This window comes from Anaerohalosphaeraceae bacterium (genome assembly GCA_037479115.1).
In the GTDB taxonomy this organism is placed as follows: Bacteria; Planctomycetota; Phycisphaerae; order Sedimentisphaerales; family Anaerohalosphaeraceae; genus JAHDQI01.
Genome location: JBBFLK010000001.1, coordinates 14,673 through 31,266, shown reverse-complemented (window position 1 = coordinate 31,266; position 16,594 = coordinate 14,673). Strand labels below are relative to the sequence as shown.

Annotated in this window: 16 protein-coding genes; 11 read left to right on the top strand and 5 right to left on the bottom strand. The window is 57.6% G+C overall.

The features are described from left to right. Positions 1 to 42: 42 nt before the first annotated feature. The 4 genes from WHS88_00130 to WHS88_00115 all read left to right on the top strand — a co-directional run bounded on the left by WHS88_00130 (position 43) and on the right by WHS88_00115 (position 4,956). Entirely contained in the window at positions 43 to 2,106 is a 2,064-nt protein-coding gene (locus tag WHS88_00130; protein ID MEJ5258580.1) for a fused MFS/spermidine synthase, read from the top strand. Positions 2,107 to 2,312: 206 nt separating this feature from the next. After that, entirely contained in the window at positions 2,313 to 3,653 is a 1,341-nt protein-coding gene (locus WHS88_00125) for a hypothetical protein (protein ID MEJ5258579.1), read from the top strand. Positions 3,654 to 3,674: 21 nt separating this feature from the next. Next, positions 3,675 to 4,550: an S-methyl-5'-thioadenosine phosphorylase gene (mtnP, locus tag WHS88_00120; GenBank protein ID MEJ5258578.1), complete on the top strand. Its 876-nt coding sequence runs from the start codon at positions 3,675 to 3,677 to the stop codon at positions 4,548 to 4,550. Between the two features lie 91 nt (positions 4,551 to 4,641). Then, positions 4,642 to 4,956, top strand: coding sequence for a PilZ domain-containing protein (locus tag WHS88_00115; protein MEJ5258577.1), 315 nt, complete (start codon positions 4,642 to 4,644; stop codon positions 4,954 to 4,956). 11 nt (positions 4,957 to 4,967) lie between these two features. Here the strand turns inward: WHS88_00115 and acpS are convergent, their stop codons facing one another. Genes acpS through lptB form a run of 5 tightly spaced genes read right to left on the bottom strand, consistent with a single transcriptional unit; the run spans position 4,968 to position 8,486 of the window. Beyond that, positions 4,968 to 5,393 carry a holo-ACP synthase gene (acpS, locus tag WHS88_00110; protein MEJ5258576.1) on the bottom strand — a complete coding sequence of 142 codons (426 nt, stop codon included), beginning with the start codon at positions 5,391 to 5,393 and terminating at the stop codon, positions 4,968 to 4,970. Then, a complete protein-coding gene (def, locus tag WHS88_00105; GenBank protein ID MEJ5258575.1) occupies positions 5,394 to 5,912 on the bottom strand; it encodes a peptide deformylase in 519 nt (172 codons plus the stop codon). A 6-nt stretch (positions 5,913 to 5,918) separates the two neighbouring features. Then, a complete protein-coding gene (locus tag WHS88_00100; protein ID MEJ5258574.1) occupies positions 5,919 to 6,440 on the bottom strand; it encodes a hypothetical protein in 522 nt (173 codons plus the stop codon). Between the two features lie 5 nt (positions 6,441 to 6,445). After that, the gene (locus WHS88_00095; GenBank protein MEJ5258573.1) at positions 6,446 to 7,702 is read right to left on the bottom strand and encodes an AAA family ATPase; all 1,257 of its coding nucleotides are present in this window, start codon (positions 7,700 to 7,702) and stop codon (positions 6,446 to 6,448) included. Positions 7,703 to 7,727: 25 nt separating this feature from the next. After that, positions 7,728 to 8,486 carry an LPS export ABC transporter ATP-binding protein gene (gene lptB / locus WHS88_00090; protein MEJ5258572.1) on the bottom strand — a complete coding sequence of 253 codons (759 nt, stop codon included), beginning with the start codon at positions 8,484 to 8,486 and terminating at the stop codon, positions 7,728 to 7,730. Between the two features lie 254 nt (positions 8,487 to 8,740). Here lptB and WHS88_00085 point away from each other — a divergent pair, with 254 nt between their 5' ends. The 7 genes from WHS88_00085 to WHS88_00055 all read left to right on the top strand — a co-directional run bounded on the left by WHS88_00085 (position 8,741) and on the right by WHS88_00055 (position 16,581). Next, positions 8,741 to 9,442: a hypothetical protein gene (locus WHS88_00085; protein MEJ5258571.1), complete on the top strand. Its 702-nt coding sequence runs from the start codon at positions 8,741 to 8,743 to the stop codon at positions 9,440 to 9,442. Positions 9,443 to 9,582: 140 nt separating this feature from the next. Further along, complete coding sequence (locus tag WHS88_00080) at positions 9,583 to 10,359, top strand: metallophosphoesterase family protein (protein ID MEJ5258570.1); 777 nt, start codon at positions 9,583 to 9,585, stop codon at positions 10,357 to 10,359. Between the two features lie 57 nt (positions 10,360 to 10,416). Then, positions 10,417 to 12,588 (top strand): YidC/Oxa1 family insertase periplasmic-domain containing protein, encoded by a 2,172-nt coding sequence (locus WHS88_00075; protein ID MEJ5258569.1) that lies wholly within the window; start codon positions 10,417 to 10,419, stop codon positions 12,586 to 12,588. A 108-nt stretch (positions 12,589 to 12,696) separates the two neighbouring features. Beyond that, a complete protein-coding gene (locus WHS88_00070) occupies positions 12,697 to 14,079 on the top strand; it encodes a GTPase (protein ID MEJ5258568.1) in 1,383 nt (460 codons plus the stop codon). A 68-nt stretch (positions 14,080 to 14,147) separates the two neighbouring features. Beyond that, the gene (locus WHS88_00065) at positions 14,148 to 15,263 is read left to right on the top strand and encodes an ATP-binding protein (GenBank protein ID MEJ5258567.1); all 1,116 of its coding nucleotides are present in this window, start codon (positions 14,148 to 14,150) and stop codon (positions 15,261 to 15,263) included. 149 nt (positions 15,264 to 15,412) lie between these two features. Continuing rightward, positions 15,413 to 15,925, top strand: coding sequence for a sigma-70 family RNA polymerase sigma factor (locus WHS88_00060; GenBank protein ID MEJ5258566.1), 513 nt, complete (start codon positions 15,413 to 15,415; stop codon positions 15,923 to 15,925). After that, the gene (locus tag WHS88_00055; GenBank protein MEJ5258565.1) at positions 15,922 to 16,581 is read left to right on the top strand and encodes a zf-HC2 domain-containing protein; all 660 of its coding nucleotides are present in this window, start codon (positions 15,922 to 15,924) and stop codon (positions 16,579 to 16,581) included. The genes WHS88_00060 and WHS88_00055 overlap by 4 nt, the downstream gene beginning before the upstream one ends. Positions 16,582 to 16,594 lie beyond the last annotated feature (13 nt).

Below are 16,594 nucleotides of genomic sequence, written 5' to 3'. Positions count from 1 at the left end.
CTGTTCGTTGCCGCCGGAATGCGAAAACCATATACTTTCCTTATGCAAAAACGAGTTTTCCTTTTTTTTGCGGCGGGTGTCTTTGCCGGGGCGTTCCTGCTTTTTCAGGTGCAGCCGCTGTTTGGGCGCTTTCTGACCCCCTGGTTCGGCGGCACACCCGAAGTGTGGACCGCCTGCATGCTCTTTTTCCAGCTGCTCCTGCTGGCCGGCTACGCCTATGCCCACGCCCTTCGCCGCCTGCCCGCCCGCCTGCAGGCCGTCCTGCATCTGCTCCTGCTCCTTGCCGCCGCCGTACTGGCCTTTCGAATCATCCCGCCGGCACAGCTGAAACCGACGCCCGAAACCAACCCGATTATTCAAATATTATGGATATGCCTTGTCTGCATCGGCCTTCCTTATTTTCTCCTTTCTTCCACAGGCCCGCTTCTCCAATCCTGGATTTGCCGAATCGACCCCGCTTTTATTCCCTACCGTCTTTATGCCCTCAGCAACATCGGCTCGTTATTAGCCCTTATTTCCTATCCGTTTATCTTTGAACCCCTTTTGACCCGTCAGCAGCAGGCCCTGTTTTGGTCTTCCTTATTTCTTTTTTATGCTGTCACTTGTGCTGTTTGTGCAATCAACCTCTTTTTAAACACCCCATCCTCCCCATCATCCCAAAAAAAAGAGAATTCAGCAGGACCTTTGAAGGGTTCATCCTGCCTTCTCTGGCTTTCTTTGCCCGCGGTCGCTTCCACGCTCCTGCTGGCCGTCACCGAAAAAATTACCCAGGATATTGCCGTCGTACCCTTTTTATGGATTCTCCCATTAAGCTTATATCTCCTGTCTTTTATAATCTGTTTTGACAGCCCTCGCTGGTACAAACGCCCCCTTTTCCTGACCCTGTTTATTGTGAGCATTTTAGGCATCATCATGGCCCGCATTATTGAAGAAAAAAGGCCTAATATCACACTGATTATCGGACTTTACAGTTTTCTTCTCTTCTGCTGCTGTATGGTCTGCCATGGGGAACTGTATGCCCTCCGCCCGCATCCCCGCCATTTGACCGCCTATTATCTGCTTATTGCCGCCGGCGGTGCACTCGGCGGCATCTTTGTCTCCATCCTGGCCCCATTGCTCTTTAAAACCTATGTGGAACTCCACTTAGCCGTCCTTTTGGCCGTGATTCTCGTCGTCCTGACCGACCGCCGGTATATCCAGGGCCGCCGGCGAAAAATTGCCTATATTGCCGCCCTTGCCGTCGTCGGACTTACGGGCATCTTCCTCGTCGGCCGCCGCACCACCCAAAACCAGCGGGCCATCGATCACGCCCGCAACTTCTTCGGCGTTCTGACCGTCTGGGAAGATGATTGGGACAACCCCCTCCTGCACAAACGGCTCCTCCAGCACGGCACGACCTTCCACGGTCTTCAGTTCCAGCATCCGGACAAACGGCATCTCCCAACCGCCTATTACGGGTTCAACAGCGGCATCGGTCTGCTCATCCGCTCCAATCCTCAGCATCCGCCTCGCCGCATCGGCGTCATCGGGCTGGGCGTGGGCACCATCGCCTATTATGGACGGAAAGGCGATGTCATCCGCTTTTATGAAATCAACCCCGCCGTCGAACGGCTGGCGAGAAAGTATTTCACCTACCTGTCCGACAGCCAAGCCGACATCCAGATTGTTTTGGGCGACGGCCGGCTGTCCCTCGAACGGGAATCTCCGCAAAACTTCGACATCCTTGTCCTTGACGCCTTCAGCAGCGATGCCGTGCCCGTCCACCTGCTCACCAGCCAGGCGATGGAAATCTACCTCAAACACATCAAACCCGACGGCGTCCTGGCCTTTCACCTGTCCTCCATTCATCTGGACCTGATTCAGGTCGTCCGCAAACTGGCCGAACACTTCCAGCTTCACTGCCTTTGGCTGGAAACCTATCCCGATGAGCAGTTCGGCGCCCTTTCCTCCGATTGGCTCCTGCTCTCTCCCGCCAAAGAACCGCTCGAAAACCCGCTCCTTCAGTCCGCCGCCAGCCCCCTGCCCGAATCCGCCGCCTCTGTCGATCTGTGGACTGATGACCACATCCGCCTCCTCCAAATCCTCAAACCCTCCCCCCGCCGATAAGCCGCTGAAGAGGTCTCCAAAACCCTCAAATCCCTTGCTTTTTCCGGAGGAAATATTTGTATGTCCAACAAACCTACGGTCCTTCCTGCGGCCTGTCCTTCGAAGCTTCCGCGAAGGAGGAAGGCGGGAATCCAGAGCGGCACCGCTTTGTTAAAACCTTTAAAAGACTGTTGCATCCGGCGACCCTATCCAGTATAGAAAAAAGTATGCGGATAATACACAGCGCTGGAAAAGCGGCGTTTGCCGTTGTCCTGTGGACAACCATGGCCGGTCTGCTTTCGGCTCAGGTTTCTCCGGAAGAGCGCCGGCGGATTTCGGAGCTCAGCGCCGCCGACCACAAACAAATGATGGAACAGCTGGGCATTGCCTCGCTCCGCCCGGGTCCTTCCGGCGACCCCAAGGCCCCCAACGCCGCCAACGCCGATGAGGCAAAAGTTCCGCCCTACTTCCTTCCTGACCCTCTCGAATTTAACAACGGCACTCGAGTAACCCGCCCCGACCAATGGCCGGCTCGGCGGGCCGAAATCCTCGAACTGTTTGACCGCGAAATCTACGGACGCGTTCCCGCCAATGTCCCGTCCGTCCAATGGAAAGTCACGGACGTCAAAGAAGACAAAGACGGCGATTTTCCCGTCAAAATCAAGCAGCTGGAAGGCATCGTTGACAACTCCTCCTATCCGGCCGTCGAAGTCATCATCCGGCTGACACTCGGTACCCCCGCCGGCGCAGACAAACCCGTCCCCGTCATCCTCGAATTCGGCTTTCCCGGCTGGGTCGAAAGACCGCGTGCGGGCGAGCTCACCTGGAAGCAGCAGCTTCTTAAAGAGGGCTGGGGCTGGGCCGTTCTCAATCCCGTCAGTATCCAGGCCGATAATGGCGCCGGCCTGCGCGAGGGCATCATCGGCCTGGTCAACAAAGGTCAACCCCGAAAACCTGACGACTGGGGCTGTCTGCGGGCCTGGGCGTGGGGAGCAAGCCGGGTCCTCGATTATTTCGAAACCGACCCGGATGTCGACGCCAGGCGTGTAGGAATCGAGGGCCTGTCCCGCTACGGAAAGGCCGCCGCCGTTGCGATGGCCTACGATACGCGGTTCGCCATCGCCTTTATCGGCTCCTCCGGCGCCGGCGGCGTCAAACTCCTGCATCGTATCTTCGGCGAACAGGTGGAAAACCTCGCCTCGCCCGCCGAATACCACTGGTTTGCCGGCAATTTTCTCAAATACGCCGGTCCGCTCACCCAGGAAGACCTGCCCGTGGACGGCCATCATCTTGTCGCCCTTTGTGCCCCGCGGCCCGTCTTCATCAGCGCCGGTTCCTCCCCGGTGGAAGGCCCCTGGATTGACGCTAAAGGGATGTTCCTCGGCGGGGCGATGGCCGGCCCCGTTTATGAGCTGCTCGGCAAAAAAAGTATGAGGACGACCGTCTTTCCGCCGGAGGGCACGCTCATCGACGGCGACATCGCCTTCCGTCAGCACGAAGGCGGACACACCACCGGCCCCAACTGGCCGTACTTTATCCAGTTTGCCAAACGCTATTTCTCCCAATAACCCAATTGTCTGGGACCGCTTATGGACAAGCCGCAGATTGCAGTCATCGGAGGAACGGGGCTCGGCGACGCCTTTGCCGCCCGTCTTGCCGACATCGAAGAAGTGTTTCCGGATACCCCCTTCGGCAAGCCCAGCGCCCCCATCCAAATCGGCACCTTTGCCGGCCGCCGCATCGCCTTTCTGAACCGCCACGGCCGGGGACATTGCCTGAGCCCTTCCTGCATCCCGTATGCCGCCAACATCTTCGCCCTCAAATCTCTCGGCGTCCGCGTCATCCTTGCCAGCGGAGCCGTCGGCTCTCTTCGAGAGGAATACGCCCCCAAAGAAGTCGTTTTGGCGGACCAGTTTATCGACAAGACCTTCCGCCGGCGGTCCAGTTTTTTTGATGTCCTCGGTGCCGTTCATGTTGAGTTTGCCCAGCCCTGCTGCACCCGGCTTCGTCAGCAGCTCCTCACCGTCAGCCGCCGGCTGCCCTTTCGGGTCCATTCGTCGGGCACCTATGTCTGCATGGAAGGGCCCCAGTTTTCCACCCGCGCCGAATCTCAGATGCACCGCCAATGGGGGGCTGACCTGATTGGAATGACCGCCCTGCCCGAGGCCAAACTCGCCCGCGAAGCCCAGATGTGCTATGCCCTGCTGGCCCTGATTACCGATTACGACTGCTGGCGGCCCCACGACCCCAACCAGTCCCAGCAGTCTCTTCTGCAGGAAATTATCGGCAATCTTCACACCGCTACGGACAATGCCGTCCATCTGCTTGAAGAACTGCTGGCAGGCAGCGAACCGCTTGCCGATGACCGCTGCCCCTGCCGGCATGCCCTCGAGCTGGCTGTCTGGACAAGACCCGAAGCCCAAAATGCCGACGAACGCAAACGCCTAAGCCCTCTCTGGGAATAAAATTGCGTAAAACAGTTGCTTCTTTCTGCCGATAATTTACAATGGCCTTACGCAATCATCTGAAACCAAATGCAAGGGCCGAAGAATGCAGATGGAAGAACGAAGAAAAAGCGTCCGCTACAAAGCCCGCGAAGATGTCCGGGCGGCCATCAGCGCCGAAGATTCCGACTTGTACACCGAAGGATTTGTTCTGAACATCAGCCAAAGCGGGGCCTACATCTTTGCCAACGCCATTCCCTTTCAAAACGGCATCCTGACCTTCCGCCTGCCGGACGGGCGCACCATTCAGCGCCGCTGCCGCCGAATCGACCCCTACCAGCCCCGTGCCCGCGGCCAGGCCGTCGCCTTCACGGATGCCCTCACCGCGGAGGAACTGGAAGCCCTCAAGACCCCCATCATTGAATAATCCGCTCGGCTTTATAAAGATGCCGCATCGGCCAGCGCAACCGCTGAGGCAATCGCAAATCGGTCTGTATGCGTGATGCTCAGCGTGATTTGCTCGATTCCCTGTTTGTCTGCCAGCTCCTTCAGGCGTCCGGTCAGATTCACCACAGGCCGGCCGGCCGCATCATTGACCACCTCCACATCCGTCCAGGCCACGCCGTCCCGCCAGCCGCTGCCGACCAGCTTCATCACCGCCTCCTTGGCGGCAAACCGCCCCGCCAGCCGTTCCAGACGATTGCGTAGGCCCTGGGCATCCGCCTGCTCGCGCGCCGTAAAAATCCGCTCCATCGCCCGCGCACCGTGCCGCTGAAGCAGCTGTTCGAGCCGGCCGAACTCCACCAAATCAATCCCGTGAGCCAGAATCTTCATAAAATCCCGAAGGCTTCCCGGTGAGCCCATTTACGATTCCGAACCCGCCGCTTCTTCCAGTTCTTTGAGCCGCTTGCGGGCGCGAAGTTTGGCCGCCGCGCTCAGCCGGTCTTTAATCAGAATCCCCTCCAGATGGTCGTACTCATGCTGAAAAGCCCGTGCCAAAAGCCCCTCGCCTTCCTCCGTAAACCGCCGACCCTCCAAATCCGTCGCCGTCACCGTGCATTTTTTGTAGCGGCGGACTTTGCCCCAGATGCCCGGCAGCGACAGACATCCTTCCTCGTGTTCCTCGAGCCCGCCGCTGACCTGAATCTCCGGATTGATATAGACCTTGGCGTGTTCTTTCGTGCCGTCCACCGAGACGACAAAAATCCGCAAATCCACCCCCGCCTGCGGGCCGGCCAGCCCCACTCCCTTGTGCTCAACCATCAGGTCTTTCATCCGCTCCGCCAGGGCCCGAATGGAGTCATCAATCTTTTCCACCGGCCGTGCCTTTTTCGCCAGCACCCCCGCCGGATACCGCGTCATTCTGCATTCCATCTCCGCCATAGGTTTTCAAATCCCTATTCTTTTGCATAAATAACCGAAAGAGGTATTCTTTCTTTTTGCCGTCTCCAACGAATAATTCTTGAGAATCTCTGTTCGGAAATCTATAGGAGAACGCCCTTTAGGAACTAACTTGTCAAAAGACTCCTTTGTGAGACTATCCGTTGACGAAAGTGAAACTTTAGAACGTCTGCATAGATCTTCACTCATTCCGGCCAAATACCACCCTTCGATTTCTCGAACTACCACAATCATCCTGTCTTCAAGAGAGGCAACCTCCCATTTCTCACAGAGTTCCCTTTTTTTACTTGTTTTACAAACCGCACTGTTTATATCAGTCAGAATAAAAAAATCTGCCCCCATTGAACGGATAGACGAAATGAACTTCCTGATTTCCTGAGGCGACTTTTTTGAATATTCCCACCCCTGAATATGGTCATATCGCCCGGCAAGCAAACTGCGAAAAACTTCTTCGACAAATTTTTTGTCTGTATACCCCTCAACCAGAAAATAAAGACGACGGTAACCCATTTGAGTTAGGTTGTCAGCAAATCCTGAATAAAAAGTTCATCCAGACCGATTTCATTTTTCAAAAACGTTTGAACGCCTTCTTTATCCGCCGGCCTTGTAATTTCGGAAAAACCTTCTTCATTGCGAGATACCAGAAGAAGATTCTCAACCCCTACATATTTCACAAGCTGTGGGCTATGGGTCGTTACAATAATCTGCTTCTTTTTGGAAACTTCTTTGAACATCTCCGCCAGCCCGCCTACCAAATGAGGATGAAGGTTTTTCTCGGGCTCCTCTAAAATAATGATCTCTTTTCGCTCAAAATAAAGCGCAATCAATAAAGCCATAACTTCTAATGTTCCATCCGATATCATATCCGCCCGAAGGGGCCGTTGATAATATTTCTCTCGCAAGGAAACCATCAATGATTTTTCAGCAAACTTTTCCGTATCTGCCTCAACGGCAAATGATAAAAGCGAATTAAGCAGGTTGTTGAGTTTGTCTTTTTCTTCTCCTTCACGAATATTGTGAAGAATCAAAGCCAAATTTTTCCCATCCTCCTCCAATTCCGCCCTGCCCGCAATCGGAACCGGATTTTTCGCCAAATGAGGCGCAAAATTGTAAATCCCTATATTCCGAAATAATCCTGCACGAATAGGCAGAAAAGGTAAAGGATCCTGAAACAAAAGTCTCATCTGGTCTTTCACAAGTCGCTTGCTAATGATTTCAAATAATTCATCCGGTGGAAAAAACCTAATTTCCTCCAGTGCTTTCTTAAAACTTTCCGGATTCACCTCAAGATAAGGTTTTTTTGACCGAAAGGTTAAAATGCCTTTCTTTTCTTTGGGAAGACAGAACCAATCCTCTTTTTGACGTTGCGATTCTCGAGGATTATCAATCTCAATATGCTGTGAATATTCATTGTCCTCGATTCTGTATCCTTCTGTGGCAGATGAATCAGAAACAAGAGAGAAAAAGGCGTCTGTCTCAAGAATATTCAAGGTACCTTTACGGCTTCTAACTTCAAAGAAATCTGTGCAACAAAAGCGTATTGACAACTTCTCATCACATTTCTGAATATTACACAAAGAACCTATTCCTCCGTTCATTGAAACAGCATTTCTAAGATCATTCTGCTCAATATCCCGAAGAAACTTGAAAATCTGCACAAAATTGGACTTCCCTGAAGCATTTGCCCCAATTATCACATTCAGGTTTCCCAATTCCAAATCCAATTCTCGGAAGCTCTTAAAGTTCCTCACATGAACTCTTTTTATCTTCATAGTCTTCCCTCCAAAAGGGATTCTTTCACCCCACCCACGGGCTGGACGGTTTATCAAACTCATCCATTCGAAACGACTGCCCCAGATAGCTGCGCCGCACCAGTTCGTTGCGCACAATCTCCTTCGGCGTGCCTTCCGCAATCACCTTCCCGTGGTCGATAATGTACGCCTTGTCCACCACCTCCAGCGTCCGTTCGACGTTGTGGTCCGTAATCAGCACGCTCACGCCGCCGGCCGCCAGCCGCCGAATCTCTCCCTGCAGCTCTTCGACCCCAATCGGGTCCACCCCGCTGAACGGCTCATCCAGCAGCAGCAGGGCCGGGCGCAGCGCCATCGCCCGTGCAATTTCCAGCCGCCTGCGCTCTCCGCCCGACAGCATTCGTGCCTGCGTATGCCGCACCTCCGTGAGGGCATACCGGCCCAGCAGTTCCTCCGTCCGCTCCCGCACCTGCCGGCGGCCCGCCGTCGTCATCTCCAGAATCGCCGCCAGATTTTCCTCCGCCGTCATTCGCCCGAAGACGCTGGGCTCCTGCGACAGATAGCCCATCCCCATCCGGGCCCGACGGTACATCGGCATCCGCGTCACATCCACCCCCTCAAAAAGCACCCGCCCCCCGTCCGGCTCAATCATCCCCATCACCATCCGGAATGTGGTGGTCTTGCCCGCCCCGTTGCGTCCCAAAAGGCCCACAATCGAACGCTGCGGCACCGTAAGATGAATCTGATCCACAACCGTCCGGCCGGAATATTTCTTCACAAGCCCTTCGGCTTCCAGCAATGTCATCTGAACCAACGGCTTCTCTCCCGAAAAAGTTTCTTTTCGAATGAAAAACCCATTATACCAGCCCTGCCTGCCCCTGCCAAATCCCTTTTTGCATGCACCCGTTAAACCATTTTAACGGGAACACATCATTTTTTATTTGGAAAAACAGCACTTTTTCTGATACAAACGAATCCGTCATAGAAGAAATCTTTCGGTCATTCCCGCGCCGGCGGGAATCCAGTTGTTCATGATCGATTTTGTTAAACGCCCGGACCATGACCAAAATAAGCCCGTTTCATCAAATCCATCAGACACTCGGAGCCGCCTTCGCGGAGTTCGACGGCTGGCGCTTGCCCTGCGACTTCGGCAGCCCGCAAAATGAGCAAATCGCCATCCTCAATCACTGCGCCGCCGTGGACTTAAGCAGCTTCGGCAGAATCTCCGTCAAAGGCGACTGGCAGCCCCTCCTGGACAAAGCCGATATCCGCCTGTCGGCCCCGCTCGCCGAAGGCCGCTGGTGTTGGGCCGCTCAAAACGGACAACCCCGCCTGCGCATCGGGAAAATCGGTTCAGAAGTGCTGATTTTGACCCTCCCGGGCCGCGACAAGGCCCTCTTGGCCCGCCTGCAGCAGCTCGCCGCTGACCTGAACCCGCCGCCGGCCGTCCTCGACCTGTCGGACTCTACCGGAATGCTCGGCCTCTACGGCCCCAACGCCTTCCGCTCCGCTGCCCGGATTGTCCCGTTTGACCTGGAGGACCTCCAGTCGGAAGGACTGATGAAAATCTCCCTGTTTATGTTCAACCTGTTTGTCCTGCGGGGCAGCTGGCTGGATTCCGATGGGCTGGAGCTGCTCTGTCCCGCCTCGGCAGGCACGCTGGCCGCCGGCTCTATCGCCAAAGCCGGACAGAAATACAACATCACACCCGCCGGAATGACCGCCTTCCGGGAGCTGCTGGCCCGGAAAAACCTGCTCTAACCCGACCGCCGGCCTCCTGAATTCCGATTTCAAAAGTTCCGAAGGGGTTTTTCTGGAAAACCTTTCCGAAGTATGCTATAAGAGCAGTCTTGTAAACGTTCCCGTGTAAAAAAGACAGATATTGTCATAAAATAACCGATATGTTTGCCATTATCAGCGACATTCATTCGAATCTGGAGGCCCTCTCTGTTGTCCTCAAGGACATCGAAGAGCGGGGCATCAAGACGATTTACTGTCTGGGCGATGTCGTCGGCTACGGGGCCAACCCCAAAGAATGTCTCGACCTGGTCATCGAAAAGACCCAAAACAGCGTGATGGGCAACCACGACTACGCGGTTCTCTTCGAGCCGACCAACTTCAACACCGGCGCCGAATCCGCCACCTACTGGACCCGACGGGTCCTCGAAGAAGAACCCGACCCGGAAAAACGCGCCCGCCGCTGGCAATACCTCGGCCGCCAGCGGATGCGCTGGACGATGAAACTCCCTCTGGACGGCTTTGAGGCACAGCTGGATTTCGTCCATGCCTCTCCTCGCCGCCCCATTAATGAATACATCTTCCCGGACGACGTCTATACGACCTCCTCGAAAATCACCACACTGTTCGACCGGACGCCGCACATCTGCTTTGTCGGACATACCCACCTGCCCGGCGTCTTTCTCGAAGACCCGGACTTTTACAGCCCCGATGAGCTGGGCGGCAAATACCCGATTATTCCCAATGAAAAAGCCATCATCAATGTCGGCTCCGTCGGGCAGCCCCGAGACCGCGACAACCGCGCTGCGTATGTTTATATCCAGGACAACGAAGTCCACTTTGTACGGCTGGAATATGATTACAAAACCGCCGCAGAAAAGATTTACGCCGTCCCGGAACTGGACAACTTCGAGGGCGACCGGCTGGCCGACGGACGATAAGGGCGGCTGTCAATTCCTTCAGAAAGGAACGCAATCACCGTGAACGGCAGAACCAATATGAGGAAATGGCCTTTACTCATCTGGACGCTCACAATTGTTTTTGTCGGCCTGTGCGCCCTGCTGGTTTACAAGGCGGGCCTTTGCCCGGCAGGCCGCTGTGAACTTCGCAATCCCATTGCCCCCCTGGCCGCCGCTGTGCAGCCGCCGTCCGATGCACAACCCGCTGCCTCATCCGAACAGACCGCCGATGCGCCGCCGGTGCCTGCGGAGCCCGAAGAACCCGTCGTTTCTTTTGAAAATCTGTCCGCCGTCAGCGGCCCTGAACAGACCGTCACGCTCGGAGCCCTGTACGACGTCTGCCGGCGCACGAATGACCCGTCCCGATACAAATTTCAAATCGAGCTGACCACCCGCGGCGCCGCCGTCAAAACCGTCACGCTTTCTGAATTCGACGACCGAAACAAGGACAATCCGAAGCCCTTTGTTCTGCTCAAACCTATCGATGCAGGCGAACGGCCCATCTATACGCTGGCCAACACCTCCCTGTCGCTGACTGGCAATAAGGACTCCTCGAACACACTTGTTTTTCCCCTCGAGCGGCTGAACTGGACCGTGGCCGAACAATCCGCTGACAAAGCCGTCTTTGAAGCCCTTCTGGGGCAGGTCGAAACCCGCGATGGCCAGCGCACCCTGACCGTGCCGCAGATTCGCCTGCGCAAAACCTACCGCATCGAGCCGGGCCGTTATGACCTGACGTGCGAACTGACCATTGAAAACCTCACGGAAGGCACCGTCCGCCAGCAGCTCGGAATCCAGGGCACCGCCGCCGTTCTGGCGGAAGACATCCGAACCGATGAACGCAATATCATCGCCGCCTACCGCACCCCCAACAACGCCGTCGAAACCCGGCTGCTGGAGTACCCCAGAATCCGCTCCTATGTGAAAGAATTGTCCTGCCCCGAAAAACCGGGCGCTTTTACGGTGATGTTCGGTCCGCTTATCAGCGGATTCAAAAAAATCTTCGGCTCTTCCGACCCCCAGGGCATCCTACGGATGAAGGCGGACAAATCGGCTGCATTTCTGTGGGCCGCCTCCACCAACAAATATTTCGCCGCCGTCATCCGTCCTGAGTCCGCTGCTCCAATCGCCTTCACCGGCGCCCAATATTACGACCCGCAGCTCTGCCAGCCGGAGGGCTCTCCGGACTCCGGCGCTACGTACCGCCTCCAGACCGAACCCCTTTCGCTGGCCCCCGCCGGACGCCCCAACAGCACCCAGACCCTCACCTTTGAATGCTTCCTCGGACCGAAAGATAAACGGCTTTTCGACAAAAACCCGACCTATCGGGCCTATGCTTATTACCAGACCTTTGCGATGCGAAGCTGCTGCTGCTGTCCGGCATTCCTGACTCAGCCGCTGGCCTTTGCGATTATGTGGCTGATGACCGCCCTCTATCACCTGATGGGCCCCTGGGGCAACTACGGTGTGGTCATTATGGTCCTGGTCTTCCTGATGCGGCTGGTTCTTCACCCCGTCACCAAAAAAAGCCAGGTCACAATGATGAAGGTCCAGAAGCTCGGGCCTCAGCTGCAGGAAGTCCAGCAGAAATACAAAGGCAATCCGCAGGAAATGCAGCGGAAGATGGCCGAAGTCTATCACCAGGCGGGCATGACCCAGTTCAGCCCCATGGTCGGGATGATGCCGATGTTTTTGCAGATGCCCATCTGGATTGCCCTCTGGACCGCCGTCTATACGAGCATCGACCTGCGGGGCGCCGGCTTCCTGCCGTTCTGGATTACCGACCTGTCCGCCCCGGATGCCCTGATTCACTTCGGCCGGTTTGCCTTTACCATCCCCCTCATCGGCCTGCATATTGAATCGCTCAATCTGCTGCCGATTCTGATGGGGGTTGTAATGTATCTCCAGCAGAAGCTCACCCCCCAGACTCAGCCCGCCGAGACCGCCCGGCCCGAAGTCGTCCAGCAGCAGAAAATTATGATGATTCTCTTCCCCCTGCTGTTTCCGCTGATGCTCTACAACGGCCCGTCGGGCGTGAATCTCTACATTATGGCCAGCATCGGCGCCGGCGTCATTGAACAGTACGTCATCCGCAAACACCTCCAGCAGCAGGAGGCCGAGAAGGAAAAACGCCTCGTGCCCGCCACCGCCAAAACCGGCGGGAAACCCAAAAAGAAAAAACCCAAACCCTTGTTCCGCGAATACAAATAAAATGAACAGCCAAACGCGCCGCCGACGGCGGATTCGTTCAGTTTGCTTTTTGACGGGTTCTTTTGGGTTTTCCAGGCACAACGGCTCTTCGATTCATGCGGAATTGCTATGGTAACCGACGATACCATTGCCGCCCTCAGCAGCCCGCCGCCGGCAGTCGGCAGGCCCTGTGTGTCTATCCTGCGTCTGAGCGGCCCGCAAACCTTTTCTGTTCTTGAGGAGCTGCTCGGCTCTTCCATTCCGCGGCGTCGAGGTCTTTTTCACATCGAACTGCCCGTCGAAGACATTCCTGTCCCCGCCGTGGTCTATATTTTCACCGCCCCCCATTCCTACACCGGCCAGGATATGGCGGAGCTGCATGTATTCGCCGCCGCTGCGGTTGTGGAGCGGATTCTTTCCTGCATCCTCGGACGCACCCGTCAGGCCCGTCCGGGCGAGTTCACCCTCCGCGCCTACCTGAACGGCAAACTCGACCTCACTCAGGCCGAGGCCGTCGCCCAAATCGTCAGCGGCTCCAACACCGCTCAGGTGCTGGCCGCCGAAAAACTCCTCGCCGGACGCCTGGCCCAAACCATCGCCCAAATCCGCTCCGCCCTGCTCGACTGGCTCAGCCGCCTCGAGGCCGGCCTGGATTTTGCCGAAGAAGACATCGAAATCCTGCCGGCCGCTCAGGCCGCCCAAATCCTTCAGTCGCTCCGTTCGCAAATCGAGCAGCTCCTGACCGGTGCCCTCCGGTACGAACGGATGATTGACCTGCCCTCCGTGGGCATCGCCGGGGCCGTCAACGCCGGCAAAAGCATGCTCCTGAATGCCCTGCTCGGCCGTCCCCGCAGCATTGTCTCCGATGCCCGCGCCGTCACCCGCGATGTCCTTGCGGAAATCCTGCCGCTGGGCGGCATCGACTGTGTCCTGTTTGACTGTGCGGGCCTGAGCACACAGCCCCCGCTGGATGCCCTCGACGCCCTCGCCCAGCAGGCCGCCCGCTCCGCCCTGCAGAAAGCCGACCTGATTCTGTTCTGCATCGACATCGCCAAACCCGACCGCACGGAAGACCACGGCATCTTCACCCTCCTCGGGTCCAGGCCGCTGCTGGCCCTGGCGACACAATCCGACCGGCTTGCCCCCGCAGAGATACCCGCCCGACTGGCGCAGCTGAACGCCGAGTTTGGGTTGGAGTTTCTGCCTGTCAGCGCCCTGCGGGGCGACGGCCTGGAGGCCCTCAAAGAACGGATTCGCAAAACTCTCCTGCAGCAGCGAACCGCCGCCTCCGAAACCGACACCGCCCTGATGCTCAATCAGCGGCACCGGCAGATTTTGTCGGAGACCTCCGCCGCCCTCACCGAAGCCGCCAGCCAGGTCGAACAGGGCCGCGAGGAAATTGCCGCGATGCTCGTCCGCTCCGCCTGGGAGCAGCTGGGCGGCTTCGAACGCGAAAACCTCTCTGAAGCCGTCCTCGAACAAATCTTCTCCCGCTTCTGCATCGGAAAATAACCCTGCCTTTCCGCCCCCGCCGCAGGAAACCCGTTGCACCCGCCGCATCGGCCGGTACAATACCCCTTATGGCCAAACTGACGATACTGACCGGACCGCTGCGCAGACAGTCCTTCGAGCTGGACCCGAAGGACTGGCCCAAAATCATCGGCCGCACCCGGGACAAAGCCCATTTTTTTCTGCCCGACCCGGCCGTTTCCCGTCAGCACGCCGAGCTGTCCTTCCGCGACGGCCAGTGGCTCATCTGCGACCTGAACTCCTCCAACGGCACCTTCCTGAATGAGCAGCGCATCACGCACCCCGTCCAGCTGCACAATCAGGACCAAATCCGCTGCGGCGGCACCGTTCTGCTTTTTGAAACGGGCGAGCCGCCTGCCGCCGCCGAGGCCGCCCGGCTGGCCGACGACCAGCGCATTGAGCTGGTTTTCGACCCGGGCGAAACGATGGTCGCCGTCGCCTTCAATTCCCTCCAGAGCAAGCAGGCCGCCGCCCGCCGACAGCGCATGCTCGAAGCCGCTCAGGCCGCCATGAACCTCTCTCACGGCATCAAAAACATCCTCCAGGCCCTCCGTACCGGCATCGACGTGATGGACCAGAGCTTCCGGCAGGATAACCTCGAGCAGGCCCGAAAAAGCTGGGCCATCCTGCGGCGCAATCTGGGCACCCTCGAAAAATTCGTCCTCGATATGCTCAAATTCACGCAGGATGAAAAGCCGCGCCTGCAGCCCTGCCAGATTAATCGGCTGGCCGAAACCGTCATCGAGCTGCTCCGCCCGCAGGCCCAGCAGCGCAGCGTCGCCCTCATCGCCCAGCTGGATGACCAAATCGGACTGGTGCCCCTCGACCCGGACCGGATGCAGGATGTGCTCATGAACCTGCTCCTGAATGCCCTCGAGGCCGTGCCGCCGCAAACCGGCCAGGTCACGCTGACTACCGAGCTGGATGCCGCCGGCCACCTGCTCATCCGGGTGCAGGACAACGGCCCGGGCATCGAAAATCCTGAGATGCTCTTTCGCCCCTTCCACTCCACCAAAGGGCATATGGGCACCGGTTTGGGCCTGGCCATCGCCAAAAAGGTCGTTTCCGCCCACAACGGCACCATCGACGTCCAAACCCTCCGCGGCGAAGGCACCGTCTTTACCGTCCACATCCCCCTAAACACCGCACCGAAAAAAGACGGATAACTAAAACCCTCCGCCGTTCCGCTACGGTCCCTTTTTCTCCCCGCATTTTTTTCATTTTCCCGTAAACACCCGGCGGGCTATAATGCTCTATCTTCTCAGAAACAGTCGTTTTTTCAGTCAAAACAGCGAAAACACGGACGGCAGGTCAAGTGGGCGACGAACAGTTTCAGCAATTGGCGGCCGAATACAGCGGCACAGTCCTGGCCATTGCCCGGCGGGTCTGCGGCAGCGCCGAGGCCGCCCTCGACGTCCATCAGGAGGTCTTTCTGGCCCTCTGGAAACGCCGCCGCAGCTTCACCGCCCCGGTCAACTGGAACGCCTATCTCTACCGCACCACCGTCCGAAAGGCCCTCGAGTATGTCCACAAACAGCGAAAGGAAAAAAATCTGGACCCTGAATACGAAAAGACCCTGTCCGCCGGCGACAATCCGGACAACAACGCCCGGGCCGCCGAACTGCTGGGCCGACTTCGAGAAGCCCTCCGCAAACTCCCGCATCATCAGGCCCAGGTCTTCATCCTGGCCCGGCTCGAAGGAATGGACTACCCCCAAATCGCCGAAATCGTCGGCTGTTCCGAATCCACAGCGCGAGTGCATCTGCATCGGGCCCTCCGCCATCTGGCCCGTCTGATGCGCGATGTTTTAGAGCGAGAACCCGTATGAACCATAAACACATTCAGGACAATCTGGCTGCGTATGTCTTGGGCGAACTGGACAGCGCCGCCGCCGAACCAATCCGCACCCATCTGTCCGACTGCGCCGACTGCCGCCGAGCCGTCGAGCAGATGCAGAACGTCCTCCGCACCGCCGAACAGCTGAAATCCGAGCCCCTTGATGCATCGCTTCCCGCCCTGGCCCGCCGCCGTCTGGATGAAACCCTCCGCCGCCTTCCGTCCTCCACCTTGTCCGGCCGGCTGTCCCATCCCCTCCTCCGCTATGCGGCGGCGGCCGTCATTTTAGCCGGCGCCCTGCTGGCCCTGCATATCCTCGGTCCTCAAACGCTGCCCGACCGCCGCACAATGACCGTCGATGCGCAGCGGACCGCCGGCGCGGAAGAGTCCGCCAGCACCCTCCGGACTGAACTCGAACAAGCCGCACAGGCCTTTCAAAAACGCGACATCCGGACGCTGGCCCGGCTCCTCGAGTCTGAACATGAGCCGACCCGCCTGGCCGCCGCCGACTACCTGGCCCAAATCGGCGATGCCTCCGTCCTGCCCGCTCTCGATACCCTTGCCCGCCGATGGACCGGCCCCGGCGAAAATCCCTACGCCAAAGCCGCCCAGACAATCCGAAGCCGCCCGGCCGAGCCGACCGACTGAACCGGCTTTGTCG